This is a genomic window from Ethanoligenens harbinense YUAN-3 (assembly GCF_000178115.2).
GTDB classification, from domain to species: domain Bacteria; phylum Bacillota; class Clostridia; order Oscillospirales; family Ethanoligenentaceae; genus Ethanoligenens; species Ethanoligenens harbinense.
Map to the genome: position 1 here is coordinate 2,552,611 of NC_014828.1, position 25,112 is coordinate 2,577,722.

Annotated in this window: 20 protein-coding genes; 6 read left to right on the top strand and 14 right to left on the bottom strand. The window is 56.1% G+C overall.

The annotated features are described in order from the left end of the window. Window positions 1-29: 29 nt before the first annotated feature. The gene (locus ETHHA_RS11930) at window positions 30-293 is read right to left on the bottom strand and encodes a hypothetical protein (protein WP_013486215.1); all 264 of its coding nucleotides are present in this window, start codon (window positions 291-293) and stop codon (window positions 30-32) included. Window positions 294-305: 12 nt separating this feature from the next. Next, window positions 306-2,660, bottom strand: coding sequence for a helix-turn-helix transcriptional regulator (locus ETHHA_RS11935; protein ID WP_013486216.1), 2,355 nt, complete (start codon window positions 2,658-2,660; stop codon window positions 306-308). A gap of 1,098 nt (window positions 2,661-3,758) precedes the next feature. Here ETHHA_RS11935 and ETHHA_RS11940 point away from each other — a divergent pair. After that, window positions 3,759-7,217 (top strand): hypothetical protein, encoded by a 3,459-nt coding sequence (locus ETHHA_RS11940; protein WP_013486217.1) that lies wholly within the window; start codon window positions 3,759-3,761, stop codon window positions 7,215-7,217. Window positions 7,218-7,328: 111 nt separating this feature from the next. Here the strand turns inward: ETHHA_RS11940 and ETHHA_RS11945 are convergent, their stop codons facing one another. From ETHHA_RS11945 to ETHHA_RS14760, 8 genes are all read right to left on the bottom strand, one after another. After that, window positions 7,329-7,868 (bottom strand): IS66 family transposase, encoded by a 540-nt coding sequence (locus ETHHA_RS11945; protein WP_083803723.1) that lies wholly within the window; start codon window positions 7,866-7,868, stop codon window positions 7,329-7,331. Next, window positions 7,843-8,010, bottom strand: coding sequence for an IS66 family transposase zinc-finger binding domain-containing protein (locus ETHHA_RS16470; protein ID WP_083803724.1), 168 nt, complete (start codon window positions 8,008-8,010; stop codon window positions 7,843-7,845). The genes ETHHA_RS11945 and ETHHA_RS16470 overlap by 26 nt, the downstream gene beginning before the upstream one ends. 101 nt (window positions 8,011-8,111) lie before the next feature. Continuing rightward, a complete protein-coding gene (locus ETHHA_RS11950) occupies window positions 8,112-8,612 on the bottom strand; it encodes a hypothetical protein (protein WP_137143909.1) in 501 nt (166 codons plus the stop codon). A 140-nt stretch (window positions 8,613-8,752) separates the two neighbouring features. Further along, complete coding sequence (locus ETHHA_RS11955) at window positions 8,753-9,364, bottom strand: manganese catalase family protein (RefSeq protein WP_013486218.1); 612 nt, start codon at window positions 9,362-9,364, stop codon at window positions 8,753-8,755. A 4-nt stretch (window positions 9,365-9,368) separates the two neighbouring features. After that, a complete protein-coding gene (locus ETHHA_RS11960) occupies window positions 9,369-9,632 on the bottom strand; it encodes a spore coat protein CotJB (protein WP_013486219.1) in 264 nt (87 codons plus the stop codon). Beyond that, window positions 9,629-9,835: a spore coat associated protein CotJA gene (locus ETHHA_RS15325; RefSeq protein ID WP_242822074.1), complete on the bottom strand. Its 207-nt coding sequence runs from the start codon at window positions 9,833-9,835 to the stop codon at window positions 9,629-9,631. The genes ETHHA_RS11960 and ETHHA_RS15325 overlap by 4 nt, the downstream gene beginning before the upstream one ends. 205 nt (window positions 9,836-10,040) lie before the next feature. Further along, window positions 10,041-10,454: an ImmA/IrrE family metallo-endopeptidase gene (locus ETHHA_RS11965; RefSeq protein WP_013486221.1), complete on the bottom strand. Its 414-nt coding sequence runs from the start codon at window positions 10,452-10,454 to the stop codon at window positions 10,041-10,043. 15 nt (window positions 10,455-10,469) lie between these two features. Continuing rightward, the gene (locus tag ETHHA_RS14760; protein ID WP_013486222.1) at window positions 10,470-10,841 is read right to left on the bottom strand and encodes a helix-turn-helix domain-containing protein; all 372 of its coding nucleotides are present in this window, start codon (window positions 10,839-10,841) and stop codon (window positions 10,470-10,472) included. Window positions 10,842-11,051: 210 nt separating this feature from the next. On the opposite strand from ETHHA_RS14760, the gene ETHHA_RS16190 reads away from it, so the two are divergent. Both ETHHA_RS16190 and ETHHA_RS14765 read left to right on the top strand, forming a co-directional pair. After that, window positions 11,052-13,958, top strand: coding sequence for a hypothetical protein (locus ETHHA_RS16190; protein WP_013486223.1), 2,907 nt, complete (start codon window positions 11,052-11,054; stop codon window positions 13,956-13,958). Between the two features lie 32 nt (window positions 13,959-13,990). Next, complete coding sequence (locus ETHHA_RS14765) at window positions 13,991-14,302, top strand: Mor transcription activator family protein (RefSeq protein ID WP_013486224.1); 312 nt, start codon at window positions 13,991-13,993, stop codon at window positions 14,300-14,302. 71 nt (window positions 14,303-14,373) lie between these two features. Here the strand turns inward: ETHHA_RS14765 and clpB are convergent, their stop codons facing one another. From clpB to ETHHA_RS12005, 4 genes are all read right to left on the bottom strand, one after another. Further along, window positions 14,374-16,992 (bottom strand): ATP-dependent chaperone ClpB, encoded by a 2,619-nt coding sequence (clpB, locus tag ETHHA_RS11985; RefSeq protein WP_013486225.1) that lies wholly within the window; start codon window positions 16,990-16,992, stop codon window positions 14,374-14,376. A 305-nt stretch (window positions 16,993-17,297) separates the two neighbouring features. Further along, window positions 17,298-18,755, bottom strand: coding sequence for a glycoside hydrolase family 68 protein (locus ETHHA_RS11995; protein WP_013486226.1), 1,458 nt, complete (start codon window positions 18,753-18,755; stop codon window positions 17,298-17,300). Between the two features lie 295 nt (window positions 18,756-19,050). Further along, the gene (locus tag ETHHA_RS12000; RefSeq protein ID WP_013486227.1) at window positions 19,051-19,785 is read right to left on the bottom strand and encodes a LytR/AlgR family response regulator transcription factor; all 735 of its coding nucleotides are present in this window, start codon (window positions 19,783-19,785) and stop codon (window positions 19,051-19,053) included. 342 nt (window positions 19,786-20,127) lie between these two features. Next, a complete protein-coding gene (locus ETHHA_RS12005; protein ID WP_013486228.1) occupies window positions 20,128-20,961 on the bottom strand; it encodes an undecaprenyl-diphosphate phosphatase in 834 nt (277 codons plus the stop codon). A gap of 303 nt (window positions 20,962-21,264) precedes the next feature. Here ETHHA_RS12005 and nadA point away from each other — a divergent pair, with 303 nt between their 5' ends. The 3 genes from nadA (at window position 21,265) to ETHHA_RS12020 (ending at window position 25,010) form a co-directional block, all read left to right on the top strand. Further along, window positions 21,265-22,164, top strand: a complete 900-nt coding sequence (nadA, locus tag ETHHA_RS12010) for a quinolinate synthase NadA (RefSeq protein WP_013486229.1) — start codon at window positions 21,265-21,267, stop codon at window positions 22,162-22,164. Further along, entirely contained in the window at window positions 22,161-23,252 is a 1,092-nt protein-coding gene (gene mnmA / locus ETHHA_RS12015; RefSeq protein WP_013486230.1) for a tRNA 2-thiouridine(34) synthase MnmA, read from the top strand. Before nadA ends, mnmA begins: the two co-directional genes overlap by 4 nt. A gap of 357 nt (window positions 23,253-23,609) precedes the next feature. Continuing rightward, the gene (locus ETHHA_RS12020) at window positions 23,610-25,010 is read left to right on the top strand and encodes a radical SAM/SPASM domain-containing protein (protein ID WP_013486231.1); all 1,401 of its coding nucleotides are present in this window, start codon (window positions 23,610-23,612) and stop codon (window positions 25,008-25,010) included. Window positions 25,011-25,112 lie beyond the last annotated feature (102 nt).

A 25,112-nucleotide genomic window follows, 5' to 3' on the forward strand; every position in this document is an offset into this window, starting at 1 on the left:
CCCTCCTGAAAATGTCTCATATCTATTGTTTACGACTCGATATATGGATCAAAATCAAGGATGAAGGCCGTCAGCTCCAAAGCCGCGGCTGCCTCGTCGGGCGGCGGGCCGTCCCTCGCGCGCAAAATCAACTGCAGCTTTTTCAGAGGCTGCTCACGAGCGGCCAGCGCCCGGATGAGCATGGCCTGCCACTCATCCTTCGCAAGCCGGACACGCCCGGCAAGGGAAAGCCCGGGCACACCGTCCCGCTCCACCAGTTTGACATCGGACTTTAACCGCATCATCTCGTTCATCGTGTGCCCTCATTAAATCAGATGCAGCTTTTCCGCTGCGTCTTTAGCCTCGCTCCGCCGGCTGACGCCGAGCTTTTGCAGGATGTGGCTGACGTGGGTCTTCACCGTTGCCAGCTTGATATCCAATATTTCTCCGATTTCCTGATTGCTCAGATTTTCACACAAAAGCCGCAGAACCTGTGTCTCTGCTGCCGAAAGCGGCTCACTCGGCGCGGGCAGCGGTTTCAGAAAGCGCGGATACAGCACCGCCTGCGCCCGCACGGCGGCGGTCAGGCGGTGAAGATACTCCATGTCACAGGCCCAGCTGCAGTCATTCAGCAGCGGCAGAATCGCCGCACCGTACTGTGCTACCGGCCAGATGAACGAATACCCGCGGCAGGTGTCCAGCACCTCGCAGAATTCCGTCTTCCAAGCCCCGTCTCCCATGCGAAAATGACACAGCGCCGTCAGCAGCCGTATGTAAATAGCGTCCATCACGCGGCCGCAGTGTTTGCAATAGGGCCGCAGCCGCGCCAGTACCAGCAACGCGTCGTCATACTCGCCCGTGGTGAGCTGCACCATGACGCGCGTAAAATACTGGTAGCGCCACATGGCCCAGAGCCGAACATTGTCTCTCGGCGCTTTTTTGTGCAGCCATTTTTCCGCCGCCGCGGTGTCGCCCAGCCACAAGTGCAGCCGGCAGAGCATCGCGTCGATGTTGGGCAGAAACCGCTTTTGCTTTGTGGCAAGAGATTTGGCGCGCAGGTTCGCGATGGATTCCAGTGCCGCCCGCGCCTTGCCCTGCGACACCTGCACCCGCGCCAGCAGGCCCACCACGGCAAACTCAATGTCTGGCGTGCCCTTTACCTGAATCTCGCCCAGACGGGACATCAGCGTCAGCAACCGTTTCGATACGTCCAGCCCTTTTTCAAATTTGCTCTCACAGATGCCGCAGTCGGCCAGACCTACGCCGTCCGGCCCCAGCACGGTTTCCAGTGGCTTGCGCATGGTGGCGTAGAGCAAATCGTCTTTTTTCGACCATTCGCAGAAATCCTTACCGCCGTTCATTATGCTCGGCAGCATGCTGGTGACGGAAAAAGCGGGCAGGGCGATCTGCTTGTCCGACATGACGCGAAAGATATTTTTGATGATTTCCACCAGCCCCTTGCTGCCCCGCTGGGGCAGCGCGATGTCCAGGTAGGCCAGCTTACTGCGCACGCTTTTATACTCCGGATCGTTTTTTACCAGACCGGCGGCATAGCTTTTCAGCGCCTGATACCATTCCTCCGAGGCTTCGTAATCCAGGCACAGAGAGGTCATCATGCTCATGCCACACATCAGCGTGGGGGAGCGCAGAATTCCCTCTTTCGGCAGTGCAAAATAATACCGCACCATCTCATGGTAATGCCCCAAGCCGGGGTGCCTCTCCGCGTTTTTCTCCAGCAACTCGGAAACCTTGTGTTTTTCGCCCGCGCGGGTATAATAGTCCAGCGCTTGGCTGGTTTCGCCGTGCAGCTCGTAATAAAGCGCGGCGCGGCTGTAAAGTGCCCGCTGCTCTGTTTCATCCATTACCTGGTGCAACTTCCACATCAGAAATTCCCGGAAAATGGGCCAGAAATGCCAGGTTTCCAGCCTGTCGAACAGCAGCATGCTGGTATCGCGCTGCAGCTTTCCCAGCAATTCTCCCACATTGGAATCACCGCTGACGATCTTGACCAGCTCCAGATGAACGCCTTCAAACGGTGCCAAACTCACCAGCAGACGGCGCAACGGCATCTCAAATTGCCGGTAAACCGCCTCGTCATAATAGAAAAAAAGCTCCCATTTCACGGCACTCAACACAGTTTCTCCGTAGGGCGTATCTTGCCCCAGCTTGCGGCAAAGAATATCCATGCCAATGGGGTAGCCTTTGATGTCACGCTGAATGTCGGCCATCTCGCCGGCACTGACGGAATGTCCACGCGCTTCCAGCATCTGCCGGGCGGTTTCTCGGTCAAACAGCAGCATGGGCGCGTCGATCACCAGCAGTGTGCCTGTAAACTGAAACGGCATAAGCCATCCGGGAATATATCCTCGTGTCAGCAAAACAAAATGCAGATCATGCCGCGCACGAATCAGGTCACAGAGCGCCTGCCTGCATTCTTGCCCCGAAAAATATTGGAGATCGTCCACCAGCACGGCGTCGCAGCCTTTCGGTGGCTTTTGCAGCGATGAAAGTGCATCCTCCGCACCGAGCGTGCAGACGGTGTGCCCGGCCAACAGCGCTTGTGCGGCGGTCGTTTTCCCGCAGCCGCAGGGCGCGCTGAACAAAATGACCCGGCAGCGTTCCCAACCGGCGAGAAAAATTTCTTTCAACGCCGGTTTTATGATGGCGTTTGTTTCGTTCATCCTCCGGCCTCCCGCAAAAAATTCGACTGTCGTTTATCCACCATATTGAAGCATAGAAGCATATAAAAACAGACCGGAACCGCGGCGCAGAAAAAAAGGCAGTTCCTCACGCGGAGCGGAAATCCGATATTGCCGCATAATCTTTACGATACTTATACATTATAGCAGTCACTTTTGCGTTTGTAATCCATCCAAAGTATGATTTGGGTTTTACCTTGCGAGGTTATATAGCGGGGCTTTCCTTTCCTTCAGAAAGGGCTTTGCAGAACGCAAGCAATTTCCGTGAAATGATCCGGAAAGCTGCAAAACGGCCATATTACGTTCCGTGCTTCTTCTGTATCTCCGCGCTTTTGGATCGCAACAAATCCAATCGCCGCAGCGCTTTCCAGCACCGCCAGATACGGAAGATAAAAACATACCACACATCAGGGCAGCTTTTGAATTTCTGGCTCGAATATAATCGGTCGCTCTATGAAAATGCGAAAATTCTCCTTAAAAAATGCAAAACGCTACTTTGGGTCAATCAATATTTGGCTGTTGTCGTTTATTCCGCTTTCATTTATCTACAATGTTTTATTTACAGGCATGATCGCACCATATCCGTTGATTGTTTCTTCCGCCATTGTGTTCCCTGCACCACAACACAACTGTCTGCCGGGGACACTTTGACCATTACACCCCACAAGCGGCATCGAGTGAAGTTTACAAGCATCGAACCGCCATGTTTCTGGCTTTGTGTTTTTTGGAAGTAAGACCGTGACCGTTGATTTAACGGTTACTTTGAAAGCGGAGAAACAACATGAACATTCTGATTCTTTCAGGCGCGATCGTAAAAGCGGGGCAACCGCGCTGCTCATTGAATATGCTGTAGGTGTCGCATGGAAAAGATTCACCTCCAACTCTGTGTTTCCCATATAATCGAGTGTTTTCTGGCTATTGTTTCAACAAGGTTTACAAAGCAACCACATTAAATTGATTTTTTGTATTTTTTCATATATCATTAAATTGTTGCTTTTTTGAGATGAAATAAGTGTTATGAAAAATCATTTCAAAATTGCCAGAACTTAAAATTCAGGAAAGAGAAAGGTAGAATGGGGAATGAAAAAAGTTAAAGCACTACTGTCGCTTATTCTTTCGGCGATACTGGTTTTCACCATGGCAGTAACACCTGTTCACGCAAGCAGCGTAGCAAAAGCAGAAACGGCTTCGTCCATCAGGTTGGTTTCTATGAACAGTACCACCAAAAACTGTATATCGATCGCACTCGATACGGCCGCGATGGCAAGCGGCATTCCTGGTTTGCCTGCGATTGTCGCCCCGCTAATGAATCTGATATCCCCAAGTCCCGACGCTCAAATACTCCAGGACGTGACTGAAATCAAAAATGAGTTAACGAAAATGGAAAACCAGTTGAACACGATAGACAGCAAGTTGTCGAGTCTGCAACAAGAAGTGAACATTGATACCACCAAAGCTTCATTGGGCAATGCGCTGAATTCTTTTTATGCGCAATTTCAAAACTATCCGGTTATAGCGCAAGATTATCTCCAACAGATTGATTCCATTCAAAGCATGCCAACAGACACCGCAGACGAAAAAGCCCAGCAACAGGCAGCGATAACGCAGTTCTTCCAAAGCATCTATTACTCAACTCCGGTAAATGGCAGCCAGGATATATTTCAATCGGTGCAGAATTTACGGCAATTGATGACGAAAACTTGGTATACCAACGCCAATGCCAACTACGACATCATCGGCACGTTCGATGAGTACGAGTGTTACGCGTATCCTTGGGAGCACCAAGCTTATACGGAGCGGCAGAGTTTTCGGGCATATGTTATTGGGACCTACTCCATGCTCAATGCCATTGCACTGATGAGCCTGGAATACGCGAACCAGAATCCTCCCAGCACCTGGGCAAATCATCCTGGAACGACCTATGCGCCAAATTACTATGATGGATCCGGTTTTTCGCCGCAAATCGAACTGACAAATTTTGAGTCCAACCTTCAGGATGTCAATACGATACTAGCAGGTGAATCAACCTTTACACGGCGCCCGAGCGATCAACGATACTATCAAGTGCCGGGTCATGAATGCCTGCTGGCAAGCAGTGCAGAAAATTGGCCCAAAGTCTTGAGCAATTCCGATACTGGCGCTGGCTGCACTTCCGTTTTTACTGGTCAGATATGGACACAAACATGCGATGCCTTAACGGCTGGTCAATTTTCCAATAACAACCTCGGCATCGCGAACACGCGCCCCACTTCCGACTGGCTTGAGGCTGTATATAAGGACTATGGTGGAACCTCGCTGTATGACATCTTCCTTCAACCGGATAATGGAAACTTTACCGCTGACTCTGGTATATCAGGTGGAATGGTCTTCCTCACGAATACTTCTAATGCAACAGGAAATGACGTATCGGCCGGCGGCGATGGAAAATGGTGGGATAATGCGACAATTGTAGATGACAGCGGTCAACTTGATTCAAATTATACAATTGCCTGGGGGATGGCCACGGATGGGGGTAATTGGGAAGTCGGTATCGAACCTGATGTTGATAGCTGGTACAACACGGCACATTGCATTGGTTTGGCGGTTCTGAACCAGACTGCGACACCGATGGGCTATGATGTAGCTACGATTGCTTGTCCAAGCGCAACAAACGGCAGTGTGAGCGTGGACATGCAATATCCCACGACAACGGAATTGGATGACTTTACGGCAACCTACAGCATCGACGGCGGTGATCCGCAGCCGCTGGCCCTGACTGGTATCAGCGGCAGTGGATCAAACTACACCTTATCATTTGATCAGATTTCCGCGGCAGCTGCCAGCCACAGCATCGCAATCACCGTCAATTATTGCGGAAATACTGCAAGCGCCCCGGCATTTACCGTAAGCCCTGCCGTGGCGGCTGTCAATGGAACAAACTATAGCACGTTTCAGGATGCTCTGAATGCTGCGGCAACCAGTGGAGATACGGTAACGCTGCTCAACAATGTGACGGAATCCGACACTGTCACAACAACTTCCGGTCAAACCATCACCATCGACGGCGAGAACTATACACTCACTGCCCCGGATAACAGCAGCGGCAACAGCAATGCGCTTACTGTTACCGGTGGAGGTACACTGATCCTGAAGAATATCACCTTGCAGGGCGGTGCGGCGAATGGCGCCAGTGGCAACAGCATCGGTCTGGATGCCGATAGCGGTTTTTCCGGTACTGTTATCGCATTGGGAACCGTCAACGCGAATGGCGGAGATACCAGCAACAGCGGAAATGGCGTAGAGAATGACGGCAGCGGAACCGTCAATGTTAGTACCGCCAATAGTGGCGAGTGGAACGGCAGTGGTACTTATGACGGTTCTTCCGGCGTTATCAATGGCGCTTATAACGGTTCTTCCGGCGTTATCAATGTAGGTACCGCAAAAGGGGCAGGCAGTGGAGTTTATAACAGCTCTTCCGGCGTTATCAATGTAGGCACTGCGACAGGGAACTGCAACAATGGCGTTTATAATGGTACTTCCGGAACCGTCAATGCGAACACTGTTATAAGCTGTGGTCTTGAGGATGTAGCTAATGGGTGGGCCGTCGGTGGTACTATCAATGTTGGCGGCCAAGTAACGGGCGATAATGCAGGAACCATCAACTATGGCAGCAATGTGAAAACTGTTACGCTGCACGCGGGCGACAGCAGCAGCTGTGTTCTCGGCACCATCACTATCGCTGCCAATGAATCTACAAATGTAGGCGCATTGCCTGCTGTATGTGACGTAAACGGCAACGTTGGCGAGTGGTTCACCGATCCCAGTCTTACCACCAAGGCTTCTCCCCCGCTTAGCAGCTCCACCACAGACCTGTACAGCACCTTCTATACGGCGGCTAAAAGCGACCCGCTAACCGCCGACTGCTTTGTGGTAACCAACAACTCCGGTTCAGACGATACTGTGACGATCAAAAATCTGAATGCCGGGGATATTGTGAAAATGTATGACGCACCCACTGCGGGGAACATGATTGGAACCGCGTCGGCGGACAATGCAGCTAAAGCCACAGCCTCAACAACCAGCACAACGGGAGAAAACCTGCAAGTCAATGCAATGACGGCGGCCGCCGGCAAACTGCACTTGGCAACAGATATTGACATTACTCCCGCACAAAAAAGCGTTACCCTGCACCTGAAGCTTGCTTCCAGCGGTGGAAGCATTTATGTGACGAGAACCAGTACTGGCAAAACAGAGAGTACCAGAATCCAAATCACCTATGCGGCAGAATCTGCTGAAAGTTCATCAGATGCGGGTACTGCCAGTTCTGCATCCTCTACCCCATCCACGACTTCAGAAACAAGCAGCAATCAGGAAAGCTGCTCGTCCACTGTGTCGGGAACAGGCAGCAGCCACGGAAGCGGTTCCTCCAGTGCGAGGATACAAAACCCGCACACCGGAAGCAACGATTTGGCCAGCAATCTTCCATGTGCTTCGGGGACACTGATCTTGGCATGTGTTTCTGTTTTGTTGATTCGAAAAAAAAGTTACGATAAGGATTAATTTTCTATCTTATAACAAACAGGGGTTGAACATTCCAACATGCAGGAATGTTCAACCCCTGTTTTATTTCTCAAATAGTTCTAATATTTAGGGTAACCGTCAAATCAGCGGTCACGCCTTCCACGGCATGAGGCTTTCAACATCTGCACCGTTTGGCGTATTGGAAAACAGCCCGTTCTTCCGCCCCATCACAAAAGGCCGAATGGCGTTTTCCGCGCGATTGTTGCTGATTTCCAGCCGTCCGTCCAACAAATACCGCACCAGATACATCCGTTGTGACCGCGCGTAATGGATTGCTTTACCCACCAGGGTTTTAGGCAATTCGCGGAGTATACCGACCCACGCATAAGCATGCAGCACTTTGCGACGGCAGAGTTTCCCATGCAGCAGATCGTAAAGGGGCTGCAACCAATCTTCCGCACAGCGTATCAACCAGTTCGACATGGTTTGACGGGACAAATGGATCCCGCCGCCAGCAAACTCCTGCTCCTGACGGTATAACGGCACACCGGTCAAGAATTTCTGCGTCATGATTTGCGCCACGGCTTCCGGCGAGGCAAAACTTCCCTTGATGACCGGCACATCACCTTTTGCTTTCAAAACCGGAACGCTGCATTGGGTACGTTCACAGCGCCGGTAAGAAATACGCATCGGTCACATGCTCCACAATTACAGCCCTGGCAGGGATGAGTTTCAGTCCGCGCCGGGTTTCCTTGCCCATAACATGCAACGTGCCGCCACATTCCGGGCAAACCTGCCGATCCGCGGGAGGAGCAATGCCCCGCTGTTTCAACGGGCAAATCCGGCGGCAGACGATCGCCGCTTTCCCTCGCCTTTTTGCGGTAGTGCATACTCTGCCGAAACATTTGTGAATACAGGTTCTAAGTAGTACAATCAGCTAAAAACAAGGAATATCGTGAGATTGCGGGCTAAGCCGCCCGCTGCTAATAAAATCGCCACCGGAATTCCGACAGTGCGACGTTGCCGGTTGAAATAAATTTCAATATACTCAAAAATAGCGGCTAAGTGCGAGATTTTGACGACAGCTTCAGCGGAATCGGTAGCAATTTCATAATCCTTGCTGAGACAACGAAAGTGATTCAGCCAACCGAAGGTGCGTTCACCCACCCAACGCCAAGGACGTTTCTCCCACGCATGCGGCTTGATTTTCTCTGAAATGTCCACACAAAGGCCAAGGATTTTATCTACATCAAATACAAATATACCACGATAACCTGCATCAGCACAGAATTTTTCGATGGATGGATAGCGCTCATAAGCAAGTCTCGTATGTTCGATGCCGGCCTTTGTATCGTGAATGTTTAAAGTAGTACAATAAAGCCGCACACCCTTGACAACACTCAAAGTCAAGGAGATGTTAAAAATGGGAAGCAAATACATCTTTTTCCTGTATCTTATAAGATTTTCCCACCCCGATTGATGAACTGGAGTTTTGTCTTGCCTGTTCGGCGGCAATTACGAAAGGGCTGCCCCAGTTGGAGCAGCCCTCTCATGCAAATATGCCGGATTGTTTCCTACCGCTTCGCCGACGGGGTATCGAAAGACGGGTTAAACGCATAGAAATTCTTTTCATTGAGGTGGTCGAGCGTGATGCGCAGCGCTTCCCCGAAACGCTGATAATGTACGATTTCGCGCTGTCTGAGGAATTTGATCGGTTCACGCACATCCGGATCGTCCGTAAACCGCAATATGTTGTCGTAAACCACGCGCGCCTTCTGCTCGGCGGCAAGGTCCTCGTTCAGGTCGGCGATGACGTCGCCCTTCACGGCAAGCGCTTCGGCCGAAAACGGCACGCCGCTGGCCGCCTGCGGATAAACGCCCGCGGTGTGGTCCACAAAATAGGCATCGAATCCGGCCTTTTTGATTTCCTCCATTGTCATGTTGCGCGTAAGCTGGTAGACGATCGTCCCCACCATTTCCAGGTGTCCGAGTTCTTCAGTCCCAATATCCGTCAGCACGGCTTTCACTTCGGGATACGGCATGCTCATGCGTTGGCTCAGGTAGCGCAAAGAAGCACCCAATTCGCCATCCGGACCACCGTACTGACTGATGACGACCTTGGCCAGTTGGGGGTTGGTCTGTTTGATCTTGATCGGAAATTGCAAACGTTTTTCATAGCTCCACATAGCATCAAACCTCCGGGTTGGCCGCCGCTTCCCACGGCCACGGATCTTTGACCCATTGCCAGGTGTTGCCGGCGTTGGCGGTGTTGGAATCGATCGGGCCGTAGGCACGGGTATATTCGGCCGTCAGCACGCTCAGCTTCTGCTGATATTTGTTGAACAGCGCGATCCCGGTCGCGTCGGCCGGATGAGTGTCCAAAAACAGCCGCAGCTCCTGCATGGAAAACCCGATCGCGGCGATGTTGCGCAGCAATGTGGCTTGCTCGTTCATTTTGCGCTCGCCCCCATTTCCGGATGCCAGGGTTTATCCAGTTCGGGATACAGGGTGCCGCGTTTAAGCGCGTGCACCGGTTCATAGATGTTTTCCAACTTCTGCATAGGCACATAGGCCATGGCCAGCGGCGTTCCCGGAGGGAACAGCGGGTCACCCATCGGCATGGGTCGGCTCTGCGCGTGAAAATGATCCGTTGACACAATTATCGGCTCCTTTCAAATCAGACTCCACCACCAGCCTATGCCCTGTCCACGCGCGGGGTGAACAGGCTGCGGACCGGCCCGGCCGTTTTCGACAGAAAACGCGCATCCGACGGCAGACAACCGTCCGCTCTGCGCATGCAAAAACGCCGCGCACGGTCCAGGACCGCACGCGGCGCTTTTTTCCATACGGCACAATACCGTTTCAAATTTTCCCCTCACACCGGTAGATGTAGATCGCCCGCCGAACGAACGCCTCCGTTTGGTTGAAGCGTTCGGCCAGTTGCCACGGCTCCACATCTCCGTCCCGCAACGCCTCCAGCAGGTGCTCCAGCGGCAGCAGGCGGCGCACGGCATATTTGTCCGCGCGGTATTCGTCCTGCGCGATGACCTCCCACGGCGAACCCACCGGATGCATCGAACCGGTGGCGATATGCCCCGCCTCATGCGCCACGGCATATTTTTCCTCCGCCGTGGTGCGCACCAGCCGCTCGTTCACAAAAATGGCGCTGCCATAGAGGTTCTGCACCGCCGTGGCCGGGGTCCCGGCAGCTGCATAGTTGAACAGCATGATCCCCTGCGCCATCACTTCATTATACAGTTGCTCGATGTCAGACATACATGTCCCCTCTTGTCAGCCGCCTGCCGGCTTGTCCTTCCCTTCCCGGTGCTGCCGCTCACGCAGCAATCGGGCCATATCCAGCAGCATCCGTTTGTTTTCCTCAGTGAGTTCCCTGCCCTCGTGGAACATCGCATAGGTAAAATCGTCGAAGGTCACGGGCGGAATACCGTCCTCGCCCAGCGGGCCGTCCGCCCCGGTAAGCAAGTAATCGGTGGTCACATGGAAATGCTCCGCGATGGCCCTGAGTTTTTCGGCCGACGGCATGGAGCCGTTTTTCCACTTGGTCACCGTGCCGGATGAAATGTGCAGCTCTTTGGCAACGGCATTGGGCGAAAATCCGCTCTGCCGGCAAAGCTGTTTGTAAATATCAAAAAACGCCATCATTCATCTTACCTTTTTATGCATAACGTAGATCATCTTTCCATTGTGTGTTTTTCTCTTGAAAATCTCACTATTATAAGATATACTGCAATCAATGGCTCACAAAATCTTACCAAAAGAAATTATACCTCTGCCCCGACTCCCCTGTCAATCACACCGGCAAAAAAATGCGGCGGGTTGACACAGGCCGGGGCACCGAAAGGAGGCACCCGCATGCTCACTCCGATCAGTTTCAACGGCGTAGCGCTTAACGACGGATTTTTTTCCAGCGACCTGCGCGGCGCGTTCGACGCGGACAAGACCCTCACCACAAATGATATTCTCGACGACGGGCAGGTGTTTGGGCGCAGCAAAGTCGCCCCACGCAAGCTGGTGCTGCAGATCGTGGCCGGTGCGCACGACCTCGCCCGGCTCGCCGTGCTCAACCGGATGGCGGCCGGCAACGCGCTCAAGCCCCTGGTGATCGACACCGACTTCGGCCGGCTGATCGGCTACGCGGAGGTGACGGGCTTTGGCTGGAGCAGCGACACGCCGCTGCTCTCCACCGTGCAGCTCACCATGCCCGACCCGCACTGGTACACCCTGCGGGCCGACACGCTTTCACTCGAGCCGCATATCGACAACGGCGTAATCTTCACCGGCGGCGCCTGGTGCGCCGCCATCGAGAGCTGGCTCGCCGCGCATTACCAGTTTCTCACCACCTATACCCGTGCCCAGATCCCCAACGCCCTCAACGAGACGGATCTGGTCTCGGCGCAGTTCCGGATGGCATCCGGCACAGGCGTCTATTTCGCACCGGGCAGCGGCACCACGGAAGGGGAATTTCTGCTATTGCGCGGCATGCTGGACACCTACCTCTCCACCGGCGACGGCAAATGGCTCACCTTCGCGCGCAGCGTGGCCGCCCGCATGATGGACGTGCTGTTCGACGGGGAAAACCTGCCCGCCGTGTTCGACGGACAGACCTATCGCCTGCCCACCTGGCTGTTCGACGTCAAAGCGGATTTCACCTCCGAGGTGTTCTACCTCGACCGGCAGGTGACGTTTGCAAACGGCGTGGCCACATTCACAGCGCAGCACGCGGCGCGCAGAGTCTTTTCCGTGCGCGCGCCGGACGCCACCCTCCAGTGGCCCAACCCATTCTCCCGGATCACCGGCACGCAGTACGCCGTCGCATCCTGCGCCACCGACGGCGCGTCCACCTTCACCGTGATGCTGGAAGACACGTCGTTTTCCGGCCCCGCGCTTGTGGCCTACAGCGATCTGGGCGGCCCCGTCATCCCCAAAAACAGCACCTATGAGGCATGGCCCGTCTGGCGGCCGCTCGAACCGACCGAGATTTCCTGCGCGGTGGACAGCCTCTGGTGGCTTTATGATTGCTTCGACCGGCTCTCCCGTTCCACCGGCGAATCCGGATGGAGCGACGCCTGCGCCTATCTGCGGCAGGTAATCCCGTCCGCCGTGCGCGTTGACGATTTTGACGACTGGTTCGACGCCAGCACCGGCACCGACGACCCGTTCGACCTTGCGGGCACCTACTGGCAAACCAGCCGGGACGGCGCATCCGTCTCGCGCAACATGACCACCGGCGCGGTGGATATCCGGATACCCACGGGCAGCGGGTTCGCGCAGTATGGCAACGGCGCGCTGGCCGACACCTGGAGCACAAACAATTACCTGGAACTGGAGATCGCCTCCACGCTCGCGGGCATTGTCCGCATCGACATCGACCCCACCACGTCCTACGATGCAAACACCCGTTACTCCGCCGTCGCGGCGCTGGACGGCAGCGGTGTTCCGCAAACGGTCACGCTCCGCCTGTCCGATTTCCTCCTGTCCGCCGGCCTTGTCTGGGACATGTCCTACAAATCCTCCACCTACGGTGTCAATAAAGACAGTGCCAGCACTGTTTCCGCCACCGCGGCGGCAGACGGCTCATATGTCGCCGCCGCCTACTCCAAATCGGCAGACGGCTACGCGCAGCTCGAGCCGTATCCGGACGCGACCATTCCCCTCACATCCTGCCCCGCCGTCACCTACGCCTCCGGCGCGCCATGCAGCCTGCGTCTCACCGACGCCGCCGGGTGGTACTGGTATTATCCCCTGCCCGCCGCATCCGTCAAAACCACCGTCACGCCCGCCCTGTCGGCGTTCACGACAAGCGGCTACCAGCCCTCGAACGGCACGCCGCCCTCCGTGTTCACCGGTGCCATCCGGGCCGTCGTGTTCGATTTCACCGCGTCCGGCGGCACGTTCACACTCTACCGGCTGGGCACGGCGCAAAGCCCCGCAGTCGGGGTTGCCATCGCCAACGCGGCGGTGTACGTGGACAATTCCGCCGCGCAGACCATCAGCGTCTACCGCCTGCGCTTTCTGCCGCAAAAAGTCATTCCCTACACGCCGTATGTCGCGCCGTTCACCGTCAACCTGCTGCATGGTTCCATCGTCACCTGGCGCGGCATGCCCTACACCGGCTACCAGGCGCCCTATATCTGGCAGGCCATCGGCGATCCGGCCGGCGTGGCCACCGTGCTGCAATTCCTCAGCGACGCGCAGGACGCCTACGAAGCCGCCACCGGCGTGCGCGGGCCGTTCGCGCCCTGCTATGTGTGGAACCGGTGGGACGCGGCGGCCTACGGCACGCCCGGCACCTGGACCTGGAACGGCCCCGACCCCAACACCTTCTGGGGCGGGTTTCAGTACCGGGCGCTCGAAGCGGCCGCCCGCGCGCTGGAAAACGACCCCGCGCTCCCTGCGGCGGCGCGCATCGTCTCCGATTTTCTCACGATGGTCGCCCGGTACTGGCCGTCCGCCGACATGTATCCCCTCACGGCTTTCCCCCAAAGCGGCCCGCCCACCGGCGCCTACGACGATCCGCACGGCGCGGCGCTGCTCCTGCGCGCTGCCATCCGCGCCTACAATTCGCGCAAAGTGCCCGACCTGCTCACCCAGCCGCTCATTCTGCGCTGCATGGCCTATCTGAACCGGCTCTATGTGTCGGATAACCAGAGCGAGGTCTGCGGCACCTGGTCCACCGACGGCGACTGGTATGCGTATTGGAGCGGCGAACTGCTCTCCGCGCTCTCGATGGCGCACGATTATTTCAAAGCCACAGTCTGACACACTACGGACATGCAAAAAGGAGGAAAGCCATGGAACTCAGACACATTACCGTTTCCGACCTCAAAGGTGAGCAGCGCGACCTGGCCGAAACGGTCGGGCTGGAAACCTACCTCAAGCTGGTGCGGATCTTCGGCGGCTGCAATCTTTACATTTATAAAGCCGACACCATCCTGCGCATCGCGCGCGACACAGAAATCCGCCGCCGCTACAACGGCCGCAACCTCCACGAGCTGGTTGCCGCCTTCGGCATGAGCGAGCGCGCCGTGCGCAAGATTCTCTCCGGCCGCGCATATCCCGCGCGGCGCGTCAAACAGCGCCGCCGGGCGGCAAGTTCTTCTTGAACGGTACCCAAAAGCCGCGCACAGCTTCCGCCATGCACGGCTTTTGGGTTGTTTTACGGTATCAGGTTGGTTCAGCCCGCCGCTACCGGTTTGGGGTCGCGCACCGAAATATCCAGCGCGCCGTCCTTCAGCCCGATGTGAATGGTCGCGCCGTCCGGCACATCGCCCGCGATGATCTTCTTGCCCACGGCGGTTTCCACATACTTTTGCATAAAGCGCTTCACCGGTCTGGCGCCGTAAGCGGGGGTATACGACTGCGCCGCCATGTATTTCTTGGCCTCGTCGGTCACCTCAAGGGTCCAGCGGTGGTCGTCCATGCGTTTCTGGATGCCGGCCAGCGCCAGGTCGATGATGCGGACGATCTCCTCCTCGCGCAGCGGTTTGAACAGCACCGTTTCGTCGATGCGGTTGAGGAATTCCGGTTTGAAGTGCAGGTGCAGTTCGCGCTGCACGGCTTCTTCCGCCGCGGAGTCGATGCTGCCGTCCGGGCGGATACCGTCGAGCAGGTATTGGCTGCCGAGGTTGGAGGTCATGATGACCACGGTGTTCTTGAAATCCACCGTGCGGCCCTGGCTGTCGGTCAGGCGGCCGTCGTCCAGCAGCTGCAACAGGATGTTGAACACATCCGGGTGCGCCTTTTCGATCTCGTCGAACAGGATGACGCAATACGGTTTGCGGCGCACGGCCTCGGTGAGCTGGCCACCCTCCTCATAGCCCACATAACCGGGAGGCGCCCCGATCAGCCGGGCCACGGCGAATTTCTCCATATATTCGGACATATCGATGCGCACCACGTTGTTTTCGCTGTCGAACAGAGCCTCGGAAAGCGCTTTGGCCAGTTCGGTCTTGCCAACGCCGGTGGGGCCGAGGAACAAAAACGAACCGATGGGTTTGGTGGGGTCTTTCAGGCCGGAGCGCGCACGAATGACCGCGTCGCACACGGCTTCCACCGCACTGTCCTGCCCGATCACGCGGCGGTGCAGGGTGTCGCCCAGATGCAGCAGCTTCTGCCGCTCATTCTCCACCAGGCGCGTGACCGGAATACCCGTCCACTTACCGACGATCTCGGCGATCTCCTCCTCGGTGACTTCTTCTTTGAGCAGATGCTCGCCGCCGGCGGATGCAACGCGCTTCTTTTCCTCCTCCAGTTCTTTCTGGAGTTCGGGCAGCTTGCCGTTTTGCAGCACGGCCAGCTTCTCAAGGTCATAGCGGCGTTCGGCCTCCTCGATCTCGCGCTTCACGTCCTCGATCTGCTGCTTGATCTCCTTTTCGCGTCCGATGTCCTTTTTCTCCATTTCCCACTGGGCCTTCATCCGGTCGCCTTTTTCCTTGAGGGCGGCCAGTTCTTTTTCCAGCGTGACCAACCGGGACTGCGACGCAGGATCATCCTCTTTTTTCAGCGCCTGCCGCTCGATCTCGAGCTGCATCACCCGGCGGGAGATTTCGTCCAGCTCGGTGGGCATGCTGTCGATTTCGGTGCGGAGCATGGCGGCGGCCTCGTCCATCAGGTCGATGGCTTTGTCCGGCAGAAAGCGGTCGCTGATATACCGGTCGGAGAGTTCCGCGCAGGCGATAAGCGCGCCATCGGTGATGCGCACGCCGTGGTGGATCTCAAATTTTTCCTTCAGCCCTCGCAGAATGGAGATCGTGTCCTCCACCGAAGGCTGATCCACCACAATGGGCTGGAACCGGCGCTCAAGCGCGGCGTCCTTTTCGATATACTTATGGTATTCGTCCATCGTGGTGGCGCCGATGCAGTGCAGTTCGCCGCGCGCCAGCATGGGCTTGAGCAGGTTGCCCGCGTCCATGGCGCCGTCCGCCTTGCCCGCGCCCACAATGGTGTGGATTTCATCAATAAACAGGATGATGCGCCCATCGGATTTTTCCACGTCTTTCAGCACGGCTTTCAGACGTTCCTCAAACTCACCGCGGAACTTCGCACCCGCAATGAGTGCGCCGAGGTCGAGGGCGAAAATGGTCTTGTCGCGCAGACCCTCCGGCACGTCGCCTTTCAAAATGCGCTGCGCCAGCCCTTCCACCACGGCGGTCTTGCCCACGCCCGGCTCGCCGATGAGCACCGGGTTGTTCTTGGTGCGGCGGGAGAGGATACGGATGGCCCGGCGAATCTCCGCATCCCGCCCGATCACCGGGTCGAGTTTGCCCGCTTTGGCCATCTCCACCAGATCGCGCCCGTATTTTTTCAGCGAATCATAGGTGGCCTCGGGGTCCTGAGACTCAATACGCTGGTTGCTGCGCACTTTTTGCAGCGCCTCCATGAATTTTTCGAGCGTGACGCCAAAGCGCCGGAACACCGCCTCGGACGGCGTGCCCTTTTCTTTCAGCAGCGCGATGTAGATGTGCTCCACACCGGTGTATTCGTCCTTGAATTTTTTGGATTCGTCCTGTGCGTGCAGCAGCAGCGTACTGTATCGTCTGGTGAGGTAGGTCTGGTCGGCACCGCCGCCCGACACGCGGGGCAGCTTGTCGAGCTGGGCATCCAGTTCGGCGCGGTACTGCTCAAGCGGCACGGCCATATAGCCGAGCAGCCTAGGGATCAGCCCGTCTTTCTGCTGCACCAGCGCGGCGTGCAGATGCTCGCCGTCCACCTGCTGGTTACCCAGCCGGATGGCAAGCTCCTGCGACGTGGAGATTGCCTCCTGCGCCTTGACGGTAAATTCTTCCATGGTCATACCCATTCCTCCTCTGCGCCGCATGCGGCGGCGGATCTTTTTGCACCTTTGCATGCAGTATAGCACTTTGGTCAGATAAAGTCAAACTGCATTTTTGCCCTGTGTCTCCTTTTTGCGCCGAAAACTGCACTGGTAAAAACCTGTGCTGTCTTTTCGCTTTTCCTCTTTCATTTTCGCCCGTTTTTGCATGCACATACGCATAGAAATGTAGAAAAGAAACAGCGCGCGGCATGCGCCGCGCACTGTAAAAAAGAAAAAAGGGGGAAGGAAGATGGATTCGCTCAGAAGAAATGGTCCGCCGGATTTCACCGGCGGTGCTGGTCGCCGTCGATCGTCAACTGACCCTGCGCCAGAAGACCGCCCTGCACCACGCTTGTGTGGTTGCCCAGAATGCTGAGCAGAAAGCTGGGTGCAAAAGAGGAATGATGCTCCGTGGAAATACTGCGGTTGGTGATGTAGCTGGTGACGACCACATTGTTGCCCTTTTCCTGCGGGATGGCATAGTAGGAATAGGTAAAGGTCGGGTCGTAATAATTCTTGTCCATGTGCAACACCAGGCCGCTGTCGTTGAGCGGCTTATAGGAGCCGGTGAGTGAATTGGAGGAATACCCCAGCATGTAGATATCTTTGGCACCGATACCGTCAATGGTCATCTTCGAGCCGCGGGAATCGGTGAACAGATACCAGCGCCCGTTGAGTTTGAACACGTTTGCGCGCTCGATCTCATCGGTCACCGTATTGGAGGTGATAAGCGGCTTCATCACCGTCTTGAGAGAATAATCGTCGTTGAGCTCGATGATGCCCAGTGCGCCGTTGGCAACAGCGGCCGCGTCCTTGGACGGGCTGTTCAGGAGCTTGTCCTTTTCGGTCTGGAAGAAACGGAAGGAGCCGCCGTAATACGCCTGGTTGAACAGGGAATCTTCGCCCTGATAGCCGTCGGTCGTACCGGTATTGGCTTCAAACACCAGGTATTTATGGCCGTTGTCCTCCACATAGTGCGGGTCGCGCAGGGTGTGGTTGTCACCCGGCGTCACCTGCCCCTGCATCACGTTCTGGTAAATGGTGCCGTCTCCTCCATCGAAAACGGATTTGAGATCCTGCACGCCATCGACTTTGATTGTGGACGCATCCGGCTGTGAGAGATTGACCTGTGCGGTCGTCAGCGTCTGCTTGCCATACAGCCCGTTGGCCAGATCAAATGCGCCGCGGTCGGTATAGAACAGCCGCACCTTGTTGTCCGCCGTCAGTGTCGCAGAACCCGACCACTCTTCCGTCTGCTGGGCCAGTATGGGATCGCCCGTGTATTTGTCGCTGTCTTGAAAGACACGGCCCGCGCACTTCCAACTGTCGATGGAGGTCTCGCCGTCTTTCTGGTAGAACAGATAAATGTGCGTATCCCACGCGCGGCTGGGGTCGCCCACCAGCGCGAACACGAGATGATATCCGTTGTAGGTTGCGACCGTGCCGTCCGGGCTCTGCAACGGCCAACTGTCCCAAACATCCAGATCGACCGGGTTGCCGTTTTCATCCGGCCCCTGCACATGCAGGTTTTTAAGTGTAGACGCGTCGAATTCGGGCACTTCAAATTGTGCGCTGGACTGCTGGCCGGGAATTTGGGACATATCATAGCGCGTAATGTGGGAAATACCGTAGGTGTTGTTATAGTCCGCCGTCTGTGCCATTGCAAACGGCGAAGCCAGCATCGCCGTTCCAAGCAGGATGGTACTGGAAATCGCCAGCCGTGCAAGTGCTCGTTTTTTCATGTTTTCTCCTCCGTTTTCACAGTCGTCGTTTTCTATCTTCCATCGCGGGCTGCGGGCGGGATTCACCTCCTCAGCGCGGAAATGGTATCGATTCCATATTCGCCGCATGTCCGCAGATGGTTTCTATTTCCAGTATATAAATTTCCAGAAAAAAGAAAACCAGTTTTTCCCAAAAAGCGCGAAAAACAGCATATAAACGGATTTATTGTTGAAATATGTATAATCGTGGCGAATTTTTCTAGTTTTATGCCAAGCTATTGCCAATTTCCAGTTTTATGTATTTTACATAAAACTGTTAACACTCCGTCTCGGATTTTTCAAACAACCGCAGTACATTGTCCTTGTATTTGTTCCCAAGCAGTGCGATTTCCGGATAGTTATCGAAATGGATATTCCAGGACGTGAGCGCATAGCGCTCAATGCTGCGGATATACCGCAGGTTGACCGCGTAGGATTTATGCGTCTGGATAATGTCCGGGCTGTTAATGTGCCGCAGCACATCCTTGAGCGGCATGCGGTTGAGACGGAACACCTGCTCAGCCGTATGGATGGTGCAGGCGCGCGCGTTGATCTCCAGGAAAATAATCTCATCCACGTAGACTTTGAACGCCTTATTCCCATTGCGGAACAGGCGAAACGGCCGCTCCGGCCCGGCGGCCCGCCCCTCGCCCAGCAGCAGCCGCACCGTTTCCCGCATCCGGCCCGCGTCATAGGGCTTGATGAAAAAATCGTAACAGTGGATTTGTTGGAACGCTTCGGGTATCCCATCGGCATATTGGCTGATGAACAGGATCCATGTCAGCCGGCAGAGCGACAGCTTCCTGATCTCCGCGGCGCAATGCAGGCCGGAACCGTTCTTCAATTGAGTGTCGATCACAAACAATGCAATAGTTGTCGTCTGCGCGATGCGCAGGGCCTCTTCTTCCGTTTCGGCCTCATACACGTTCATCCGCGCCGGGACCTCCGGCAGGAGTGCGCGAAATTGTTCTCTTTCTGCTTGCGATGCCGCCGCCAGAAGAATGTTAAGCATTCAATCGCCTCATTTACAGGATTCTCCCGCCGTATGTTCTATCAAAAAAGGCCGCCTCAAGCAGGCGGCCAAAAGTATAGAATGTCGGGCGGTGAAATAGTTACAAAATGGTATCATTCTAGAAACATTTTCATTAAATATACCGGGTTTCCTGTAAAATGTCAATCCATTATACGGTCAAATCATTTCATAAATATTGGAAATACATGCAAAAGCCCCCGGCGGGATGCATATCCGGGCACCAGCAACAGCCGGCATGTGGCGGGGTTTCCGCAGCATACCGGCTGTTTTCACACACGATGTCTACTTATTCCAACAGGCAGCCCCTGCCGAAAACGCCGCTCAGTGCAGCACGCCGGCCGCCACGCAGATGAGCATCACGATACCCACGGCGATGCGGTAATACCCAAACACGCGCAGCGGTTTCTTTTTCAAAAAACCGATGAATTTCTTCACCACGATGAGCGCCACGATGAACGCCACTACGAAACCGAGCACCAGCGCGGCCACTTCGATACCGCTCAGCTTCATTTTGGCGTCGAGCAGCGAATAAGCCGACGCGCCGAACATCGTGGGGATCGCCAGAAAAAAGGTGTAATCCGCGGCGGCCACGGTGGTCAGTCCCACGACCCAGCCGCCGATGATGGTAGACGCCGAGCGCGAAAAACCGGGCCACAGAAACGAGAGGCACTGGAAGACGCCGACCATAAAGCCTTCTTTGATGCCCACGTCCTCCATCCGGCGCACTTTTCCCTTGTGGCCAAACGCCCGCTCAAAGTAGATCAGCGCGATGCCGCCCACCACCAGGGACAGAGCCACCGGCAGCGGATACATCAGCAGCTTACCGATCTTTTTATAAAACAGCACCGCCACGATCACCGTAGGTACCAGCGAAGCGATGATGGCCAGCGCAAGCCGCAGTCCGTACTGGCCGGGCTTAAAGTTCCGGAACACATCGAGAATGCGCTTGCGGAACAGCACCACCACCGCGAGGATGGCGCCGAACTGAATGACAATTTCAAACAGCGTGAAAAATTTTGCATATGGGCCGCTGTCGGTACCCATGAACGCACCGACCAGGATCATATGCCCAGTGGAAGAAATGGGAAGAAATTCCGTGATGCCCTCAACGATGCCGAGGATGAGCGCCTTGAGCAGCAGAAGCAGATTAGCCATGCAAACAGTCCCTTCAAAATCCGTATCAGTCGTCGCAGCGGCGCGCCACAAAGACACAACAGCCGCACCGGTTTCTATTATACCGGGTATCACACGCATTGGCAATCTTTTGGGTTCATAAGTTTACCGCCCATATGGCGCACGGCTTCCCGAGGCGGCCTCGGCAATTCTGCAATTGAAAAAAGTGAATTTCATGGTATAATAACTTGCGAAGCAGGTCGTTTCCTGCGCAACTTCCACACTTTTTTCCACATCGTTCCCACGGGGGCAGCCCCGCGGGAACTGCACAGAAGGAATTGATATATGGAACTGATTCAGGAAATCCGGCGCCTGAAAGCCGAGCGCGGCGCCGTCATCGTGGCACACAATTATCAGATCGACGAAGTGCAGGACATCGCCGATCATGTCGGCGATTCGTTCTACCTGAGCAAGATCTGCGCCGGATCCGATGCTTCCACCATTGTGTTCTGCGGCGTGCGCTTCATGGCTGAGAGCGCCAAGATCCTTTCTCCCGAAAAGACCGTGCTGCTGCCCGAGGCGCACGCGGGCTGCCCCATGGCCGATTCCATCACGCCCGAGGACGTGCGCAGGCTCAAGGCGGAGCATCCGGGCGCAGCGGTGGTCTGCTATATTAACTCCTCTGTGGAGGTCAAGGCCGAGTGCGACATCTGCTGCACCTCCTCCAACGCGGTGCGCATCGTGCGCAGCCTGAAAGAAAACGAGGTCGTGTTCGTGCCCGATCAGAACCTCGGCAGCTATGTGGCAAAGCAGGTGCCCGAAAAGCGCTTCACGCTGTTCAACGGCTGCTGCGCCACCCACGCGCGTGTGACGTTGAACGAACTGCACAGCGCCCGCGCGCTCTATCCCGATGCGCCGGTTGCCGTGCACCCCGAATGCTCGCCCGAAATTGTGAACGCCGCCGATTTTGCAGGCAGCACCAGCGAAATCATCGACTTCTGCCGCAAAAGCGACGCGAAGCGCATCATCATCGGCACCGAAATGGGCATCCTGCACAAACTCAAACGGGACAACCCCGAGAAGGACTTTTACCTGCTCACCCCACGGCTGATCTGTACCAATATGAAGCTGACTTCGCTGCAGAGCGTTTACCGCGCGCTGGCCGAAAACCGCACGCAGGTCGAGGTGGAGGAATCCATCCGCCTGCGGGCGCGCACCTGTCTGGAAAGGATGTTGCAAGCATGACTCCCGCCCTCCCACTCGCGGGAAAAACCGTGCTGGCCGCTATGAGCGGCGGGGTGGACAGTTCCGTCACGGCCGCCCTGCTCAAAGAACAGGGTGCCAGCGTAATCGGCATCACCCTCAATGTCTGGCCGGAAGAGGAGAACCCCTGCGCGCGCAGCTGCTGCTCCGTCACCGACGTGGACGACGCGCGCGCCGTCTGCAACGTGCTCGGCATCCCGCACTACGTCCTCAACACGCAGGCCGATTTCAAGCGCGGCGTCATCGACTATTTCGCCGCGGAATACCTGCGCGGGCGCACGCCCAACCCCTGCATCGCCTGCAACGCGCGTGTGAAGTTTACCGCCATGCTGCGCAAAGCCGACGAGTTCCAGGCCGATTTCATCGCCACGGGACATTACGCCCGCATCCTGCGCGACGCGGGCGGCTGCCGTCTCGTGCGCGCGGCCGACGCACGCAAGGACCAGACCTATGTGCTCTATATGCTCACGCAGACGCAGCTTGGTCGCATCCTGTTCCCCTGCGGCGGATATGAAAAGCCGCAGATCCGCGCCCTTGCCAAAGCGTTCGGCCTGCCCACCTTTCAGAAAACCGACAGTCAGGACCTCTGTTTCATCGGCCGCGGCGGATACACCGGTTTTCTACGCGAAAACTGCGCCGGCCTGCTGCGCCCCGGCAACATTGTGGACGAAAGCGGCCAAGTGCTGGGCCGTCACGACGGCGTCTATCGGTTCACAATCGGGCAGCACAAGGGGCTGGGGGCTTTTTCCGAAAAGAAACTCTATGTGCTCTCCATCGACGCCGCGCGCGCCGAGGTGCGCGTGGGTGAAAACGCGGCGCTGTTCGCGGCGGGCGCGCTGGTGGGCGGCACCCACCGCATACTGCCGGGCGCATTGGAAGACGGGGCGCGCGTGCAGGCTAAAATCCGCTACAATGCGCCCGCCGTGCCCGCTACCCTGCACACGGTGGAAAACGGCGCGCTCCGCCTGCTGTTTGACGAGCCGCAGCGCGCCGTCACGCCCGGGCAGGCCGCCGTTTTTTACGACGGTGATACCGTGCTCGGCGGCGGCACCATCGAACGGCCCGTCTGAATCCGCCCGGCGTCACCGGCAAACAGGCAGGCATTCATCTGCCCGCACCCCAATGGTCCACACCTGGTGGATTTTTCTGAAACAGGAAATGAAGCACGACCACACCGGTTGAATCGGTGCGTTTGCTGTGCAACTTCACAAATTTGACAGCAAATCAGCGGTCAAACCTTGCAATACCATGGAAACGATAGTATAATTCGCTTGATAATCATATCACGCGGTCAAGGGATATTGCAGCATGCCGCCGTGACCGTTCGTATCGGTCTGCCCTGAGGACACACCGCTTTCACAGCGCAGAGAAACAGGCACCGTCCGGCATGCACAAAACCAAAAGGGTTCTTTTGGGGAGGAAAAACCATGATAAACGCAAAACAGATTCTCAGCAAACTGGTTCTCAACGAAGTCTACAAATATGTGGATAAAGACCCGATGAAGAACTTGAACAAGATGATCAACTGGGCGGAAAAGGTCATGACCAAAACGTCCTATGCGTCCATGATCAGCATGTTCCGGGAAATTGCGGAAGATCCGAACAGCAACTGGTACAAACTGATCGAGCGCTATTTCACCGAGCTGAACAAAAATACCCAGAAACGCTTCCTGACGAACTTCATCGTGAACGCCGGCCTTGTGGGCAACACGATCATCGACAAGAGCAAAGCCAAATACGACTGCAACGTGCCGTGGGCCATCCTGATGGACCCGACCACAGCCTGCAACCTCAAATGCACCGGCTGCTGGGCGGCGGAATACGCCAACAGCGTCTCGCTGAGTTATGAGCAGTTGGCCAGCGTCATCGAGCAGGGCAAGAAGCTGGGTATTTATATGTACCTGTTCTCGGGCGGCGAACCGCTGGTGCGCAAAAAAGACCTGCTGCGCCTGGCCGAAGAGAACAACGACTGCATGTTCCTCGCTTTCACCAACGCCACCCTCATCGACGAGGAATTCGCCGCCGAAGTCGAGCGCCTGGGCAACTTCGCGTTCGCCATCAGCGTGGAAGGCTTCGAGGAAGAAACCGACATGCGCCGCGGCAAGGGCACCTATCAGGCTGTGATGAACGCCATGGACATTCTGCATCGCCACGGCATCATCTTCGGCTTCTCCACCTGCTACCACAGCAAGAACACCGACGTGGTGGGCAGCGACGAATGGCTCGACCTCATGATCGAAAAAGGATGCACCTTCGGCTGGTACTTCACATACATGCCCATCGGCAAAGATGCCGTTACCGATCTGCTGGCGCGTCCGGAGCAGCGCGAATATATGTACCGCCAGCTGCACAAATTCCGCGGCACCAACCCGCACAACGGCACCAAGCCTATTTTCCTGCTCGATTTCTGGAACGACGGCGAATATGTGGGCGGCTGCATCGCCGGCGGCCGCGTCTATCTGCACATCAACGCCAACGGCGATGTGGAGCCCTGCGCTTTCATCCATTATTCCAACGCGAACATCAAGGAACAGAGCCTGCTGGAAGCACTCCAGTCCCCGCTCTTCCAGGAATATAAAAAAGGCCAGCCGTTCAACGAGAACATGCTGCGTCCCTGCCCGCTGCTGGATAACCCCGAAAAACTGCGCGGCATGGTCAACACCTCCGGCGCACACTCCACCCAGTATCAGGACAACGAGAGCGCCGAGGAAGTCACCGCAAAAACCGAAGAAATTTCCAAAGAGTGGAAAGAAACAGCCGATCGCATATGGGAAACCAACCCCAACAATCCCAGCCAAAAGGAAACCGTCAGCAAATCTGCGGACTGATTCCGCCCGCAACTGCATAGGTATTACCCGGGAGGCCCCGCCGACCGGAAAAGCCGCCGGCAAGTCCCGGCGGCTTTTTATATTTCCCGCCCTCTTGCAATC

Coding starts and splice junctions, on each gene's coding strand:
- ETHHA_RS11930 (WP_013486215.1), bottom strand. CDS start 293: ATGAACGAGATGATGCGGTTAAAGTCCGATGTCAAACTGGTGGAGCGG.
- ETHHA_RS11935 (WP_013486216.1), bottom strand. CDS start 2,660: ATGAACGAAACAAACGCCATCATAAAACCGGCGTTGAAAGAAATTTTT.
- ETHHA_RS11940 (WP_013486217.1), top strand. CDS start 3,759: ATGAAAAAAGTTAAAGCACTACTGTCGCTTATTCTTTCGGCGATACTG.
- ETHHA_RS11945 (WP_083803723.1), bottom strand. CDS start 7,868: ATGCGTATTTCTTACCGGCGCTGTGAACGTACCCAATGCAGCGTTCCG.
- ETHHA_RS11955 (WP_013486218.1), bottom strand. CDS start 9,364: ATGTGGAGCTATGAAAAACGTTTGCAATTTCCGATCAAGATCAAACAG.
- ETHHA_RS11960 (WP_013486219.1), bottom strand. CDS start 9,632: ATGAACGAGCAAGCCACATTGCTGCGCAACATCGCCGCGATCGGGTTT.
- ETHHA_RS11965 (WP_013486221.1), bottom strand. CDS start 10,454: ATGTCTGACATCGAGCAACTGTATAATGAAGTGATGGCGCAGGGGATC.
- ETHHA_RS14760 (WP_013486222.1), bottom strand. CDS start 10,841: ATGATGGCGTTTTTTGATATTTACAAACAGCTTTGCCGGCAGAGCGGA.
- ETHHA_RS16190 (WP_013486223.1), top strand. CDS start 11,052: ATGCTCACTCCGATCAGTTTCAACGGCGTAGCGCTTAACGACGGATTT.
- ETHHA_RS14765 (WP_013486224.1), top strand. CDS start 13,991: ATGGAACTCAGACACATTACCGTTTCCGACCTCAAAGGTGAGCAGCGC.
- clpB (WP_013486225.1), bottom strand. CDS start 16,992: ATGACCATGGAAGAATTTACCGTCAAGGCGCAGGAGGCAATCTCCACG.
- ETHHA_RS11995 (WP_013486226.1), bottom strand. CDS start 18,755: ATGAAAAAACGAGCACTTGCACGGCTGGCGATTTCCAGTACCATCCTG.
- ETHHA_RS12000 (WP_013486227.1), bottom strand. CDS start 19,785: ATGCTTAACATTCTTCTGGCGGCGGCATCGCAAGCAGAAAGAGAACAA.
- ETHHA_RS12005 (WP_013486228.1), bottom strand. CDS start 20,961: ATGGCTAATCTGCTTCTGCTGCTCAAGGCGCTCATCCTCGGCATCGTT.
- nadA (WP_013486229.1), top strand. CDS start 21,265: ATGGAACTGATTCAGGAAATCCGGCGCCTGAAAGCCGAGCGCGGCGCC.
- mnmA (WP_013486230.1), top strand. CDS start 22,161: ATGACTCCCGCCCTCCCACTCGCGGGAAAAACCGTGCTGGCCGCTATG.
- ETHHA_RS12020 (WP_013486231.1), top strand. CDS start 23,610: ATGATAAACGCAAAACAGATTCTCAGCAAACTGGTTCTCAACGAAGTC.